We start from the raw sequence: 14,853 nt of genomic DNA on the forward strand, positions 1-14,853 counted from the left end.
GTACACCCCACAACCGCCGCAGCAGCACTACGCACAGGCCGTCATCCGATGCACAGCGTCCAGCACCCCACTCGCCGCCTCCCCCTCCCACGGCCCCGCGACCACCTCCCGCCCCGGAAGCAACCGCGCCAACGTCTCCGTCACCCCGTCCGCCCCGTACCGCGCCCCCGTCACCACGAACCGCCGGTACCGCCGCCCCAACTCATCTGCGGCATGCCGCAGATGAGCGTCGTCCAGATACACGAGATGCGCATGCGCGAGCCACGGCGCCGCATCCCGCGCAGCCCGCGCCATCCCCGTACCGTCCTCCCCCACGGACACCAGACACACCGTCGCGTCGCACGCACCGGGTGACTCCCAGCCGACGACCGGCACCGGCGCCCCGGGCACGACGTCTCCCCGCGGCCGGCACGCCCGCAGGAGGGAATCGACCCGGATGTGGAACGGCCGGTCCGCGGACGCGGCCTCCCGCACCACCGCGCGCGTCTCCGCGTCGCCGCAGGGCACCGCCAGCGTCACGTCCACCAGCCGCCGCAGCACCGGATAGTCCTCGAGGAAGCCGGCGTAGGGGGTCACCACCGTGGCGCCGGCCTCCAGATAGCGGGTGAGCAGGCCGAGGCTGCCCGCCGTGCCCAGACCGCCGCGCGCGGCGCCGGTGCAGACGAACGGCCGGAACCCGGCGGTGACCAGCCCCGACACCACTTCCACCATGGCGGAGGCGGCCCGCGGCAGGGCGAAGAAGCGGTCCGGGTGGGCCAGTTCGAAGGGGTGCTGCGTCCCGGTCGGCGTCGCCGCGAGGCACACCACGCGACCGTCGTGCGCGGCGAGGGTGGTGAGCTCCTCGCGGTAGGCGTCGTACCCGGAGAGTGTCATCGCCCCCTCCTCAGCGGATCTCCAGCAGCAGGTGCTCGACGAGGTCGTCCCCGTACTCGCCCTCCAGCACGGTCATGGACCGCACCGTGCGCAGATGACGCCCGCACTCTTCGGCGATCCGGTGCAGTGCGTCCAGGTCGCCGCGGCTGCTGAAGTGCAGCAGGGCGACCCCGTCCGCCGTCAGCCGCTCCGGGGCCTGGCACAGATACCGCCGGTGCGCGCGGTACCCGGGGTCGACGTAGGCGTACTCGTGCAGCGAGCGGTAGAGGTAGTCCCCCGGCGCCTGCACGTAGTTGCTGCTCCAGAAGATCGTGTCGAACCGCTCGTCGCCGAGTGCCGAGAACAGGTCGCTGTGCACCGCGCGCACCCGCGCCCCGTGCCGGTCGGCGTTGATCGTGGTGTTCTCCACCGCGCGCGGGTTGATGTCCGCCGCCACCACGGGGGAGTGGCCCGCCAGCGCCGCGAGCACCGCCACCACCCCGCTCCCGCAGCCGATCTCCAGCAGCGAGCCGGTGAGCAGCGGCTCCCCGTCCCCGGCCACGCCGAGGAACCGCAGCGCCGCTTCGGTCGACGGCGAGTAGACGGGCGCGAACACCTCGTCCAGCAGCGCCCATTCACGCCCCGCGAGGGTGAACTCCTCCGGCCGGTCGCTGCGGTGCAGCGAGCGCCTGCTGCGCTCCAGCGAGCGCTCGAAACTGCGCAGCGGTTCCTGCCCCCCGGACGCCGGCACGTCCCGCTCCAGGATCGGCGACACATCACTGTGGTCGTGCGACACTTCGGTCCCCCTCCGACACCAGCCCGACGCGGCGGCCTTCAAAAGCGGCCGCCGCATCACGATGCTGTCGGGGAGGCGCCGTATACGTAAGGTGTTCGGACAACCACCTTGCGCTCCGGCGTGGTGCCTGGACCACCCGTTCGCGCGGTGACCTGCTGCGACCGTGCGACGGAGCAGGTCGGAAGACCCCGTTCCGGCCATTGTTGACGCTGGCGGAGTGCGCAATCTAGGTTCACCAGGGCCCGTTTGTAGACACTCGCGTCTTCTCCCGGGCGCGCTTGGGGGGTGAGAGAGGGTGGCGGACGCGGACCATCTGGTCGCCGACGGGTTGCTCAGGCTGCTCGAGTTACTGGCCATGGAGGCACCGCCGAAGAGATTCGACGGTCTCTCCGAGCGGGCGCGCGTCGCGGGCGCGTCCACCGAGGCGGTGGCCGTGCTGGACCGCGCCACCGGACTCGCGCTGGACATCCACGGCCTGTTCGCCCGCCGCCAGCAGCGCGAGGCGGGCCTGTCGGCGCTCGTGGACACCGCCCGCGAACTCACCCTGCCCTACGACGTGGACGCCCTGCTCCGGGTCATCGCCCGGCGCGCCCGGCTGCTGCTGGGCTTCGACATGGCCTGGGTCAGCCTCACCGACCGGGCCGACGGCCGGTCCCACGTGGTCACCGCCGACGGGCACGCCAGCGCCATCACCGTCGGCTTCGCGGTGCCGTCGATCGGCGGGGTGGGCAACGCGGCCGCGCTCCGCTCCGCGCCGTTCTGGACCCCCGACTACCTCGGCGACGACCGGTTTGAGCACGACTCGGCCATCGACGACGTGGTGCGCGAGGAGGGGCTGCACGCCCTCATGGCGGTGCCGCTGAAGGAGGGCCACTCCGTCTTCGGCGCGCTGTACGTCGCCGACCGGGGGGTGCGCCACTTCACCCCGGACGAGATCACCCTGATGTCGTCGCTGGGCGACCTGGCCGCCCTGGCCATCAAGAAGGCCCGGCTGCTGACCCAGGCGCACGACGAGATAAGCGAGCTGGAGCGGGAGTCCTCCCGGGCGCTGGGCTCCTCCTCCGCGGCCCGGCGGCTGAACCGGGTCCACTCCCGGCTGATCGACATGGTGCTGCACGGCTGCGAACTGGAGGAGCTCGTCGCCCACGCCGCCGCCGAACTGGCCGCCCCGCTCATGGTGCGCGACGCCGTCGGCTCCACGCTCACGGTGACGGAAGGCTTTCCCGAGGTCGACGAGTCCGAGCTGTTCCAGCGCACCCTGGACGCCCACGCCGAGCGGGTCCCGATCCGTTCCTCCTCCGGTCTGTGGCTGTGTCCCGCGACCGCCGGCAAGGAGATCCTGGGCACCCTCGTCCTGGCGCCCGGTTCCGCGCCGGCCGCCGACCGGGTACGGCTGCTGGAGGCGGTCGCCCAGTCCACGGCCGTACTGCTGCGCATGCAGGCCTCCGCGGCGGCCGCCGAGGGCGCCGGCCGCGACGAGCTGCTGCGCGAACTGCTCGGCGACTCCCCGCGCGCCCCGGAACAGCTCGCGTTACGGGCCCGCCGGCTGGGCGTCGCCCTGGACGAACCGCACGTCGTCCTGGTGGTCAGGCCCGAAGCCGGCCCCGAGGGCAGGGCCATGGCCTGGGCCTCCTCCTACGTGCACCGCCACGCCGGTCTCAAGACCACCGAGGACGGCTGTCTCGTCCTGGTGCTGCCCGGCACCGACCCGTCCGCCGCCGCACGGCAGGCGTCCGACACCCTGCACGCCGTCATCGGCCACCCGGTGACCGTCGGCGCGGCGGGCCCCGTCGCCCACCCGGGCGCCATCCACCGCACCTACGCCGAGGCGCGCCGCTGCCTGCACGCCCTGACCGCGCTCGGCGGCACGGGCGGCGCCGCCTCCCTGCGCGAACTGGGCTTCCTGGGGCTGCTGCTCGCGGACACCCCCGACACCTCCGCGTTCATCGCCAACACCATCGGCCCGGTCCTCGAGTACGACGAACGACAGGCCACCGAACTGACCCGCACCCTGGAGGAGTACTTCAGCTCCGGAGGCTCCCCGAGCCGCGCCGCGGAGTGCCTGCACGTCCACCCGAACACCGTCTCCCGCCGCCTGGAACGCATCACCGAACTGCTCGGCCCCGCCTGGCAGGAACCCCTTCAGGCCGTCGAGGTCCAGCTGGCCCTGCGCCTGCGCCGCACCCGTCACACCGTGCGCAACCACACCGGCCCGCCCGTCCTCCCGTACGACGACCAACGGCCCTGAATCCCGCGGTGCCACGGGAAAACCCCGATGCCATGGGAGACTCGACCCGTGATCGTCGAACGCGCGTACGCACACCAGGGGTCCGGTGAGGAGAGCGAGTGGCCCTGGTCGGTCCCCTGTGTACGCGAACTCCTCGCCGACGGGATCCGGTTCACCGCCCCGGTGACCTTCGTCGTCGGTGAGAACGGTTCGGGCAAGTCCACCCTGGTCGAGGCCCTGGCCGAGGGCTTCGGACTCGACTCCTGGGGCGGCTCCCACGAATGGCGCTACGCCAGTCACCGCGCCAAGTCCGTCCTCGGTGAACGCATCCGCTTCGACGCGGCCCCGCGCGGCCGCCGGATGCTCGCCTCCTGGTCCGCCCGCCAGGGCTTCTTCCTGCGCGCCGAGACGGCCCTCGACGCCCTCGGCCGGGAGGGCCTCGACCCCGACGCGCGCAGCCACGGCGAGGGCTTCCTCGCCGCGTTCCGCAACAAGTTCCTGCGCCCCGGGCTGTATGTCCTCGACGAGCCGGAAGCCGCCCTGTCCTTCTCCTCCTGCCTCGAACTCATCGGCCACCTGAACCAGTTGGCCGGCGCCGGGTCCCAGGTGATCTGCGCCACCCACTCGCCCCTGCTGACCGCCCTCCCCGGCGCCGACATCGTCGAGGTGGGCGACCACGGCATGCGACGCACCACCTGGCAGGACCTGGCCCTGGTCGACCACTGGCGCCGCTACCTCGCCGACCCGGGTGCGTATCTGCGGCACGTACTGGAATGACGGCCGCGCCGATCCGTTTCCCGGTTTCCGTTATCCGGCCCGGAGCGGTGGCTCTCCTGTGATGGCAGGGCCAGGACAGTACGGTCCAGGACCGAGAAGGAGCGTGGACGAGCGTGGCAGCGAGCAGCGGACCCGGCAGGGAGACGGTCGAGGCGGCACAGCGTGGCGACACGCGCGCCCAGGACGAACTCGTCGCGGCATACCTCCCGTTGGTCTACAACATCGTGGGCCGGGCCCTGAACGGGCACCCCGACGTCGACGACGTGGTGCAGGAGACGATGCTGCGCGCCCTCGCCGGGCTCGGCTCACTGAACGACCCCGCGGGCTTCCGGTCCTGGCTGGTCGCCATCACCATGAACCAGCTCCGCCACCACTGGCGCGATCACCGTACGGCCCCCGCCGGTGCGGCCCTGCACGACGCGTACGACGTCGCCGACCCCGGCGCCGACTTCGTCGACCTGACGATCGTGCGGCTCGGCCTCGAGGGCCAGCGGCGCGAGGCCGCCGAGGCCACCCGCTGGCTGGACCCCGACGACCAGGCGCTGCTGTCCCTGTGGTGGCTGGAGGCGGCCGGTGAGCTGACGCGGGCGGAGGTGGCGGCCGCGCTGGAGCTGTCGCCGCAGCACACGGCGGTGCGCGTCCAGCGGATGAAGGCGCAGCTGGAGACGGCCCGGCTGGTGGTGCGGGCACTGGGCGCCCGGCCGCGCTGTGTGCTCCTGGACGACGTGGTCGCCTCCTGGGACACCGTCCCGTCGGCCCTGTGGCGCAAGCGCATCGCCCGCCACGCCCGGGACTGCACGGTCTGCGCGGACCTCCAGTCGGGCCTGTTCCCGGCGGAGGGCCTGCTGGTCGGCCTGGGCCTGGTCCCCGTGGGCGCGAGCCTGCTCGCCGCGTCGGCCCTGTTCACCGCCTTCGGCACGGGAACCGCGGACGCGATGACTCTCACCGGGTCGGCGACGGGCTCCGGCGCCGTGCCGGACGGGCCGGGAGCGGTGCCCGGCACCGGCGACCCGGTGACGCCGTTCACAGGGCCGCTCGGGGGTGGCGGACCGGGAGCGCCCGCGGGCGGGAACGAGGCGTGGGGCGAGCCGGGTGGTGTGCCGGTGGGCTCCGAGGGGGCGTGGGGCGAGCCGGATGGTGTGCCGGTGGGCTCCGGCGGGGCGTGGGGCGAGCCGGGCGGTGCGCCGACGGGCTCCGACGGGGCGTGGGGCGAGCCGGGTGGCGGTGCCGGCCCCGGCGACGGGGTGTGGGTGGATCAGGGCGGTGTGCCGACCGGTTCCGGCGAGGTGTGGCCGGGGGAGGGCGGTGCGCCGGCAGCATCCGGCGACGTGTGGCCGACGCACAGCGGCGGTGCGCATCCGGGCTCCGGCGACCTGCCGGACGGCCGGGGAGCGGCGCACGGGGACGGTGCGGAGCCGGTGTCCGGGGGCTCCGCGGACCCCGCCGACGGACCGGGCACGGTGGTGGGCCACCGTACGGGGCTCCGTGCGCGGAGCCGGGAGCGGAAGCGGCGGGGCCGGACCGTCGCGGCCGTGGCGGCGGCGCTGCTGGTCACCGGCGGCACGATATCGGGGATAACCGTCCTGCTCCCGGACGGCGACGGGGACAGGACACGGGCGGCGTCCGAGCGCGGCGCGCGCTCCGTGGAGCCCACGTCCGCGGCGTCCGAACCGTCCTCCGCCGCGTCCTCCGCCTCCCCCTCCCCCTCGTCCTCACCGTCGCCCAGTGCGTCCCGCAAGCCGAAGCCCTCGGCCACGCCCGCACCGGAGAAGTCCGAGGCCAAGTCCGCCCCCGCCCGCACGTCGGCGCCCGCGAAGCCGCCGGCCCGGGAGACACCGGACGAGCCCGCCGCGCCCCCGGCCGGGGGTCCCGCCGCCCAGGTGCTGAGCCTCACCAACACCGAGCGCGCCAAAGCGGGCTGCGGCCCCGTGACGGCCGACGACCGGCTGGCCAGGGCAGCCCAGCTGCACAGCGAGGACATGTCCGCCAACGACTACTTCTCGCACACCGGCCGGAACGGCAGCAGCTTCGTGGACCGCGCCAAGGCGCAGGGCCACCCCAGCCCCGGCGCCGAGAACATAGCCCAGGGCCAGAGCTCCGCCGCGAGCGTCATGGACGCCTGGATGAACTCCCCGGGCCACCGCGCGAACATCCTCAACTGCTCGCTCAAGTCCCTCGGCGTCGGCGTGACCGACGACTGGACGTGGACCCAGGTGTTCGGCTACTGACCGTCGGCCTCCCAGACGAAGCCGTCCGGGTCGGTGAACGGGCCGACCGGGCTGCTGATCACGAGCCGGTGCGATCCGGTGCCGTCGGCGGGGACACCCGCCACCTTGGCGAGGGCGCGGCGCTTGTACAGCGACAGTTTGACCGTGTCCGGGCCGGTGGCGAACTCGACGTACTTGCCGCCGAAGCTCTTGCCCACGGTGAGGCCCCGCTCGACGTAGAACTGCTTGGTCGCCTTGACGTCCTCGACGCCCAGCAGCAGGACGATCTCGTCGATGTCCCGGGTGACCGGCCCGGTGTTCTTCTTCGACGAGGTGGCGAGCTGCCAGATCGTTCCGTCGGGCGCCCGGACCACGCCGCCGTAGCCCCACAGCGACTTCTCGGCGGGCTTCAGAGAGGTGGCACCGGCGTCGAGGGCGGCGCGGTGGAGCGCGTCGACGTCGCCCGGCTGGGACACCACGAGCGAGAGGGTGAAACCGCGGAAGCCGCTCGCGGGCTCCTCCGAGCCCCGCACGCGCACCCGCGACCGGTCCAGCCCGAAGGCGTCGGAGTAGAAGCGTGCGGCGGCCTCGGGGTCGGCCACCTCAAGGGTGACGGAATCGATGGAGTTCATGCCTCCGACGGTAGGGGCGGCCCGGTCGCGTCCGCTTCTCGGAAACTGACCGGTTCCGCCCCTGCCCGCCCGTCAGTGGCTGCCGGTGAGTTCACCGCTGAGCGTGCGGTGGATCCGGGCGCTGTGCTCGTTCAGCCCGATGATCTCGACGCTCTTGCCGCGCTGGGCGTACTTGGTCTCGATGGCGTCCAGCGCGGCCACGGACGAGGCGTCCCAGATGTGGGCGGCGGACAGGTCGATGACGACCTTGTCGGGGTCGGTGCCGTAGGCGAACCGGCCCACCAGGTCGTTGGACGACGCGAAGAACAGCTCACCCGTGACCCGGTAGACGACGGTGCCGCCCTCGGGGTCGGTGACGGCGGTGACCTCGGCCAGATGGGCGACGCGCCGGGCGAAGACCACCATCGCGGTGACCGAGCCGACCACGACACCGATCGCGAGGTTGTGGGTGGCGACCACACATACGACCGTGACCGCCATGACGGTGATCTCCCCGGCCGGCATCCGCCTGAGCGTCCTCGGGGCGACGGAGTGCCAGTCGAACGTGGCGAACGACACCATGACCATGACCGCGACCAGCGCCGCCATCGGGATGTCGGAGACGACCGGCCCGAAGACGACGCACAGCACCATCAGGAACGCGCCCGCCAGGAACGTCGACAGCCGGGTCCGGGCACCCGACACCCGCACGTTGATCATCGTCTGGCCGATCATCGCGCAGCCGCCCATGCCGCCGAAGAACCCGGTGACGATGTTGGCGACGCCCTGGCCGACGGACTCGCGGGTCTTGGAGGAGCGCGTGTCGGTGATGTCGTCGACCAGCTTGGCCGTCATCAGCGACTCCATCAGCCCGACCAGGGCCATGGCGAACGCGTAGGGCGCGACGGTGGTGAGCGTGTCGAGCGTGAACGGCACGTCCGGCAGCCCCGGCACCGGCAGGGAGGACGGCAGCTCGCCCTTGTCGCCCACGGTGGGCACGGCGATCCCTGCCCCGACGGTGAGGACGGTGAGGACCACGATGGACACCAGCGGCGCCGGGACCACGGTGGTGACCTTCGGGAAGAGGACCATCAGCGCCAGTCCGGCGGCCAGCAGCGGATAGACCGGCCAGGGCACGTCCGTCAGCTCCGGCACCTGGGCCATGAAGATGAGGATGGCCAGGGAGTTCACGAAGCCGACCATCACGCTGCGCGGCACGAACCGCATCAGCTTCGCCACGCCGAGCGCGCCGAGGACGATCTGGAAGACACCGGCGAGGATCACGGCGGCGACCAGGTAACCGAAGCCGTGCTCACGGTTGAGCGGGGCGATGACCAGGGCGACGGCACCGGTGGCCGCGGAGATCATGGCGGGCCGGCCGCCGACGATCGCGATGGTGACCGCCATGGTGAACGAGGCGAACAGACCGACCGCGGGGTCGACCCCGGCGATGACCGAGAACGAGATCGCCTCGGGGATCAGCGCCAGCGCGACCACGAGGCCGCCCAGCACCTCGGTGCGCAGCACCTTGGGATCGGAGAGCCAGGACGGGCGCCGGGAGCCGCGCAGCCAGGCGGACGGGGACAGTGCGGAGGTGGACAAGACGAAAGGAACCTGTCGTGCTCGGGCACACCCGGCATCGGCGCGGGCGCGCAGGAGGACATGGGGAGGGTTGCGGGGGGCCACGGACGAGACGGGCGGCCCGTGGTCAGTGAGCGGCGGGGAGACGGCGCCGGGGGCCGTCGGACGCCGTCCCGGGGCGAAGGGTCACGGCGGACAGACGGCGGCGCCCGGCCTCACAGACATGCGCACACTCTCTCCCGCGGACAACGGTCTTCGCCGGGGGCTTCGTCGGCCCCGACACGGCGGACCCGGTCACTCTACCTGCGCGGTGCGCGCGGAATCCCGGTCCTCCTGTGGCGGACCGGGTCCGGGTGCGAGGATGAGGCGCCATGACTGCAGGGTGGTGCTCCCGCACGGTACGGGCCGCGGTGTTCGCGGCCGTCTGTGTGCTGCTCGCCGCCCTGGGCCACGTCATGATGTCCGGCAGCGACGTCCCCCTGTGGACCCTGGGTGCCGGTGCGGCCGCGACGGGGGCCGTCGGATGGTGCCTGGCCGGCCGGGAGCGCGGGCTGCCGGTGGTCGTGGCCGTGGCGGTCGCCGCCCAGACGGCACTGCACTCGGTGTTCTCCCTCGTTCAGTCGGCTCCCGGAGCAGACGCCTTCACGGGCGGGCACACCACGGGCTCCACGCACATGGGCTCCACGCACATGGGGCACACCATCGGGCACTCCGCGCAGTCCGCCCACTCCATGCGCCACATGGACGTGGACCACATGGACGTGGCTCACATGGGCCCGTCCATGGCCGGCGGTGACGCGTCGTCGTCCGGAATGCTCGCCGCCCACCTGCTCGCCGCTCTCCTGACCGGCCTGTGGCTGGCGTACGGGGAGAAGGCCGCCTTCCGCATCCTGCGCACCGTGGCCGGATGGCTCGCGGCGCCCCTGCGGCTGCTGTTCACCCTCCCCGCCGCCCCGGACCGCCGCCGGGTCCGCCCGGGCCGCCCCCGCTCGGACCGTGCGCCGAGCCTGCGCCTCCTCGTCCACGCGATCACCTCCCGTGGCCCGCCCGTGGGGACCGCTGTCCTCTGACGACAGCCGACCTCCCGGGGCCGCCCACGCGCGCCCCGGGCCCGGCCGTGCGCCCGCACCGGCGCCGTGGCGCTTGCCACGCGCGCCGCGCCCGTGTGCGCAGGGCCGGCTCCTCACTTCACCGGACCGTCAGCGGCCACGCGTGCCCCGGTCCGGATCACGGATTCCGAGAAGGACACCAGGTGATCACATCCGACCTGCCCGGTTCGTCCGGCACGTCCAGGCGTGATGCGTCGGCCGACGAGCCGATAACCGCGTGGGCGCTGGCCGCCCGGAGCGGTGACGCGCATGCCGTCGAGCAGTTCGTCCGCGCCCTGCACCGCGACGTCCTGCGCTACGTCAGCCATCTGTGCGGCGATCCCCAGGCCGTGGACGACCTCGCCCAGGACACCTTCCTGCGCGCGCTCGCCGGCCTCCACCGGTTCGAGGGCCGCTCCTCGGCCCGTATCTGGCTGCTGTCCATCGCCCGCCGCGCCGTCATCGACAGCTACCGGTACAACGCCGCCCGGCCCCGGCCGGCCGACGTGCCGGACTGGCAGGCCGCCGTGGAGCGGTCCCAGCCGCGCGGCCTGCCCGGCTTCGACGACGGCGTCGTCCTGCTGGACCTGCTGGCGACGCTGCCGGACGAGCGCCGTGAGGCGTTCGTCCTCACCCAGCTGCTCGGCCTGCCCTACGCGGAAGCGGCGGCGCTCAGCGACTGCCCGGTCGGAACGGTCCGCTCCCGCGTGGCCCGCGCCCGGGCGTCCCTGGCGCGACTGCTGGACGAGGCGGAGCGTCGGCCGGGTCAGTGGTAGGCGTGCACGACGGCGTGGCCCTTGCCGCGGCCGATCATCCACTTGTTGACCGGCGTGGTGATCACGAACGCCACGGCGAAGCCGCCGAGGAGCGCGTACCAGAACAGTCCCTCGGACAGATGGGCGTCCATGGCGCCCGGGGTGAGCGCGATGATCGCGTTGTCGACCAGTTCCATCACGGCGATGGAGACGGTGTCGGCGGCCAGCGCGACCTTGACCGCGGTCCTCAGGGACACCCCGGCGCGCACCACCGCGAACAGGGTGAAGGAGTAACCGAAGACGAAGGCCAGGGTGATGGCCAGCACCATCGTCGGCACATTGCCCCACATCAGTGAGGTGCCGATGACCATGCCGAGGATCTCGCCGATGGCACACCCGGTGAGGCAGTGCAGCGTCGCCTTCATCGCCGTCGCCCACGTGGCGCCGTGCACGTGACCGCCGTGGTCGTGCGCGCTGCCGGAGTGATGCGTGCTGTGGTCCATGAACCTCATCCCCGATCGACGTGCCGCAGGGACCGGGCGGTCCCACACCGAGGAACCATATACCCCCAGGGGGTATTCCGGAAGGTGTGGAGGAACCTGCCGCGGGGTGCGGGGTGGGCACCGCGCGGGTGCCCACCCCGTGACGCAGGAGGGGGAGGTCAGTCCTCGCCGAGCAGCTCGCGCATCTGCGCGATCTCCGCGCTCTGCGAGGTGACGATGTCACCGGCCATCTTCTTGGCCGGACCGTGGGCGCCGTCGGCCTGCTCGGTCCTCGCCATGTCGACCGCGCCCTCGTGATGCTTGATCATCAGCTGCATGAAGGCGGTGTCGAACGCCGTGCCGGAGGCGTTCTCGAGCTCGGTCATCTCCTCGTCCGTCATCATGCCGCTCATGCCCTCCATGCCGTCCGAGCCGTGCATGGAGTGGTCGGCGGTCCCCTCGGCGGGCACCTGCTCACCCCACGACGTGAGCCATCCGGAGAGCGTCCTGATCTCCGGGCCCTGTGCCTTCTCGATGTCCGCGGCGAGCTTCTTCACCGCGGCCGACCGCGCCCGTCCGGGGGCGAGGCCGGCCATCTCGACGGCCTGACGGTGGTGGGGGATCATGCCCTTCGCGAAGGCCGTGTCGGCGGCGTTGTGCTGCCCCGGCGACGCCGAGGCGGTGGCGGAAGCGGTGGCGCTGTGGCCGCCGTGTCCGGCCGGGCTTCCGTCGTCCCCGCCGCACGCGGCCAGGACGAGCGCGGCCGCACCCGAGGCGGCGAGGACGGCGCTGCGGCGGACGAGTGAACGCTTGTGGATCATGGTGGTGCAACTCCTTGACGCGCGCCGGGACCCGGCGCGCGGTTGGATCGGATGCTTCTGAGCACGCGAACGCACGGCACCCGTCACCGGAAACACCGGTCCGGGGTGCCGCGCGGGGCTGCTCTATATCCGCAGGAGCTGCAGTTCGGACAGGTCGGGCGGGGCCCGGCCGTCGTGAGGTGCCGCGAAGAAGGCCGCGGCGGCCGTCGAGGCCGGGGGAGCGGCCGACGGGGCACCGTTCAGTGCGGGGGGTGTGTACGCCGAACCGACGCCGGCGGCGGCACACGTCCCGTCGGCGTGCACGGGATGACCCGACCCGCCGTCCTGGTGCGCGCACCCCCCGCTCGCGTGCGCGCTGCCGTCCGCGGCGGCCGTCACCATGGCGTGACCGGCACCGCCCCGGGCCACCGGCACCCCGCCGGGCGCGAGACCGTGCATCCCCAGCACCCCGGCCAGCACCGCCGTCACCAGCAGCCCGAGCAACCGCCCCGCAGGGCGCCTGCATGATCGGCTGCTCGTGGTCACCCGCCCATCGTAGGGGTGCCGGCTGACGAGGCACCTCCTGGCCGGGAACCTGGCGCCCGGCACACGGCCGCGGTGGACCCGCCGGGGTGAACCGTGCCGGACGCGGCTCCCAGCGGTGGCCGGGAAGTGCTCACGGTCACCCCTGCCGGGTTCACGATGTCGCCCCCGGCTCCATCGGGGCGATCTCGGCGATCAGACCCTCGACCAGGGCCCTGATCTCGTCGCGGATGGGGCGGACGGCCTCGACGCCCCGGCCGGCCGGGTCCTCCAGCTTCCAGTCCAGGTAACGCTTGCCGGGGAAGACGGGGCAGGCGTCACCGCAGCCCATGGTGATGCAGACGTCCGACTCGCGGACCGCGTCGACGGTGAGGATCTTCGGCGTCTCCTTTGAGATGTCGATGCCAACCTCGGCCATGGCCTCGACGGCCGCCGGGTTGACCCGATCGCCGGGGTCGGAGCCGGCGGAGCGGACCTCGACGCGGTCGCCGGCCAGGTGGGTCAGCCATGCGGCGGCCATCTGGGAGCGGCCGGCGTTGTGGACGCAGACGAACAGGACGGACGGTTTGTCGGCCATGGTGATCGTTCTCTCTCGTTGCGCGGAACCGGCCGCCATTGACTTCAGTCCTCGCTGATATCAGCTAGCGGTGATGTGAGAGTATCAGCGCATGCTGACTTCAGTCGATCCTGACGTGATCCGGGCGCTCGGTGATCCGCTCCGCCTGCGGATCGTGACTCTGCTGGCACGCGAGACGCTCTGTACGACGCACTTGGTCGAGGAGACCGGAGCCAAGCAGACCAACCTCTCCAACCACATGAAGGTGTTGCGCGAGGCCGGGATCGTGGGGACCGAGCCCTGCGGCCGCTACACCTACTACAAGCTCAAGCCCGAGGTCCTGGCCGGCCTGTCCGAGCAGTTCGCCGAACTCGCCGCCGCCGCCCGCACCGCCGCCGACAACAAGAGGGCCTGCCCGTGACCTCCACCGAGCCCACCACCTCCGCTCCGGCCGGGGTGGGGGACGACTCGATCGTCAAGAAGCTCTCCACCCTCGACCGCTACCTCGCGGTGTGGATCCTCATCGCCATGGCCGTCGGCCTCGGGCTCGGACGAGTGATCCCCGGACTGAACGACGCGCTGGCGAAGGTGGAGGTCGGCGGCATCTCCCTGCCGATCGCGCTCGGCCTGCTGATCATGATGTACCCGGTCCTCGCCAAGGTCCGCTACGACCGGCTGGACGCCGTCACCGGCGACCGCAGGCTGATGATCTCCTCCCTGGTCATCAACTGGATCCTCGGACCAGCGGTCATGTTCGCCCTGGCCTGGATCTTCCTGCCGGACCTGCCGGAGTACCGCACCGGCCTGATCATCGTGGGCCTGGCCCGCTGCATCGCCATGGTGATCATCTGGAACGACCTCGCCTGCGGCGACCGTGAGGCGGCTGCCGTACTGGTGGCGCTCAACTCGGTGTTCCAGGTCATCGCGTTCGGCCTGCTGGGCTGGTTCTACCTCGACCTGCTGCCCGGCTGGCTGGGCCTGGGCGATGGGGAGCACCTGGACATCTCGATGGGGGAGATCGCCCTCAACGTGGTCATCTTCCTCGGCGTCCCCCTGCTGGCCGGCTTCCTGACCCGCCGGATCGGCGAGAAGAGAATGGGCCGCGAGAGCTACGAGTCCCGCTTCCTGCCGAAGATCGGCCCCTGGGCGCTGTACGGTCTGCTCTTCACGATCGTCATCCTCTTCGCCCTGCAGGGGAAGACCATCACCTCCCAGCCCTTGGACGTCGCCCGGATCGCGCTGCCGCTGCTCGTCTACTTCGCGATCATGTTCTTCGGCACCTTCCTCCTCGGCAAGAGCCTGGGACTCGCCTACGACCGGACCACGACCCTGGCGTTCACCGCGGCGGGCAACAACTTCGAGCTGGCCATCGCGGTCGCCATCGCCACCTTCGGCGTCACCTCCGGCCAGGCCCTGTCCGGCGTGGTCGGCCCGCTCATCGAAGTACCGGTGCTGATCGGCCTCGTCTACGTCGCGCTCGCCTGGCGCGGGAAGTTCACCACCGAGGCGGTGGCGACGGCGCGGTGACGCGGCGCCTGGTCGTGGTGGTGGCCGGATCCCTCCTCCCCGCCCGGCCGC

General features: G+C 72.5%; 15 protein-coding genes. 7 read left to right on the forward strand and 8 right to left on the reverse strand.

Annotated elements, in window-relative coordinates; genetic code table 11:
- Nucleotides 1-27: 27 nt before the first annotated feature.
- Together ACZ44S_RS31890 and ACZ44S_RS31895 are read right to left on the reverse strand one after the other, a co-directional pair.
- Entirely contained in the window at nt 28-873 is an 846-nt protein-coding gene (locus ACZ44S_RS31890; protein WP_466935248.1) for a transketolase family protein, read from the reverse strand.
- A 10-nt stretch (nt 874-883) separates the two neighbouring features.
- A complete protein-coding gene (locus ACZ44S_RS31895; RefSeq protein ID WP_466935251.1) occupies nt 884-1,648 on the reverse strand; it encodes a methyltransferase in 765 nt (254 codons plus the stop codon).
- 295 nt (nt 1,649-1,943) lie between these two features.
- Between ACZ44S_RS31895 and ACZ44S_RS31900 the strand changes: the two genes are divergently transcribed.
- The 3 genes from ACZ44S_RS31900 (at nt 1,944) to ACZ44S_RS31910 (ending at nt 6,880) form a co-directional block, all read left to right on the forward strand.
- The gene (locus ACZ44S_RS31900) at nt 1,944-3,896 is read left to right on the forward strand and encodes a helix-turn-helix domain-containing protein (RefSeq protein ID WP_466935255.1); all 1,953 of its coding nucleotides are present in this window, start codon (nt 1,944-1,946) and stop codon (nt 3,894-3,896) included.
- Nucleotides 3,897-3,944: 48 nt separating this feature from the next.
- Nucleotides 3,945-4,652, forward strand: a complete 708-nt coding sequence (locus ACZ44S_RS31905; protein ID WP_466935258.1) for an AAA family ATPase — start codon at nt 3,945-3,947, stop codon at nt 4,650-4,652.
- Nucleotides 4,653-4,765: 113 nt separating this feature from the next.
- Nucleotides 4,766-6,880, forward strand: a complete 2,115-nt coding sequence (locus tag ACZ44S_RS31910) for a sigma-70 family RNA polymerase sigma factor (protein WP_466935261.1) — start codon at nt 4,766-4,768, stop codon at nt 6,878-6,880.
- On the opposite strand, the gene ACZ44S_RS31915 is transcribed toward ACZ44S_RS31910, so the two are convergent.
- Nucleotides 6,874-7,491, reverse strand: coding sequence for a VOC family protein (locus ACZ44S_RS31915; protein ID WP_466935264.1), 618 nt, complete (start codon nt 7,489-7,491; stop codon nt 6,874-6,876). The two genes, ACZ44S_RS31910 and ACZ44S_RS31915, sit on opposite strands and share 7 nt — an antisense overlap.
- A gap of 72 nt (nt 7,492-7,563) precedes the next feature.
- Nucleotides 7,564-9,072, reverse strand: a complete 1,509-nt coding sequence (locus ACZ44S_RS31920; protein ID WP_466935267.1) for a SulP family inorganic anion transporter — start codon at nt 9,070-9,072, stop codon at nt 7,564-7,566.
- Nucleotides 9,073-9,422: 350 nt separating this feature from the next.
- Between ACZ44S_RS31920 and ACZ44S_RS31925 the strand changes: the two genes are divergently transcribed.
- Both ACZ44S_RS31925 and ACZ44S_RS31930 read left to right on the forward strand, forming a co-directional pair.
- Nucleotides 9,423-10,121 (forward strand): hypothetical protein, encoded by a 699-nt coding sequence (locus tag ACZ44S_RS31925; protein ID WP_466935270.1) that lies wholly within the window; start codon nt 9,423-9,425, stop codon nt 10,119-10,121.
- Between the two features lie 182 nt (nt 10,122-10,303).
- Nucleotides 10,304-10,915, forward strand: a complete 612-nt coding sequence (locus tag ACZ44S_RS31930) for a sigma-70 family RNA polymerase sigma factor (RefSeq protein WP_466935272.1) — start codon at nt 10,304-10,306, stop codon at nt 10,913-10,915.
- Here ACZ44S_RS31930 and ACZ44S_RS31935 read toward each other — a convergent pair.
- From ACZ44S_RS31935 to ACZ44S_RS31950, 4 genes are all read right to left on the reverse strand, one after another.
- Nucleotides 10,906-11,397 (reverse strand): DUF4396 domain-containing protein, encoded by a 492-nt coding sequence (locus ACZ44S_RS31935; RefSeq protein ID WP_466935275.1) that lies wholly within the window; start codon nt 11,395-11,397, stop codon nt 10,906-10,908. The two genes, ACZ44S_RS31930 and ACZ44S_RS31935, sit on opposite strands and share 10 nt — an antisense overlap.
- A 158-nt stretch (nt 11,398-11,555) precedes the next feature.
- The gene (locus ACZ44S_RS31940) at nt 11,556-12,197 is read right to left on the reverse strand and encodes a DUF305 domain-containing protein (RefSeq protein WP_466935278.1); all 642 of its coding nucleotides are present in this window, start codon (nt 12,195-12,197) and stop codon (nt 11,556-11,558) included.
- Between the two features lie 123 nt (nt 12,198-12,320).
- Complete coding sequence (locus tag ACZ44S_RS31945) at nt 12,321-12,722, reverse strand: DUF6153 family protein (RefSeq protein WP_466935281.1); 402 nt, start codon at nt 12,720-12,722, stop codon at nt 12,321-12,323.
- Nucleotides 12,723-12,873: 151 nt separating this feature from the next.
- A complete protein-coding gene (locus ACZ44S_RS31950; RefSeq protein ID WP_466935284.1) occupies nt 12,874-13,296 on the reverse strand; it encodes an arsenate reductase ArsC in 423 nt (140 codons plus the stop codon).
- A gap of 91 nt (nt 13,297-13,387) precedes the next feature.
- Here ACZ44S_RS31950 and ACZ44S_RS31955 point away from each other — a divergent pair, with 91 nt between their 5' ends.
- Nucleotides 13,388-13,696 (forward strand): ArsR/SmtB family transcription factor, encoded by a 309-nt coding sequence (locus ACZ44S_RS31955; RefSeq protein ID WP_190166888.1) that lies wholly within the window; start codon nt 13,388-13,390, stop codon nt 13,694-13,696.
- The gene (arsB, locus tag ACZ44S_RS31960) at nt 13,693-14,802 is read left to right on the forward strand and encodes an ACR3 family arsenite efflux transporter (protein WP_466935287.1); all 1,110 of its coding nucleotides are present in this window, start codon (nt 13,693-13,695) and stop codon (nt 14,800-14,802) included. The genes ACZ44S_RS31955 and arsB overlap by 4 nt, the downstream gene beginning before the upstream one ends.
- Nucleotides 14,803-14,853 lie beyond the last annotated feature (51 nt).

The organism is Streptomyces malachitofuscus, from assembly GCF_055571035.1.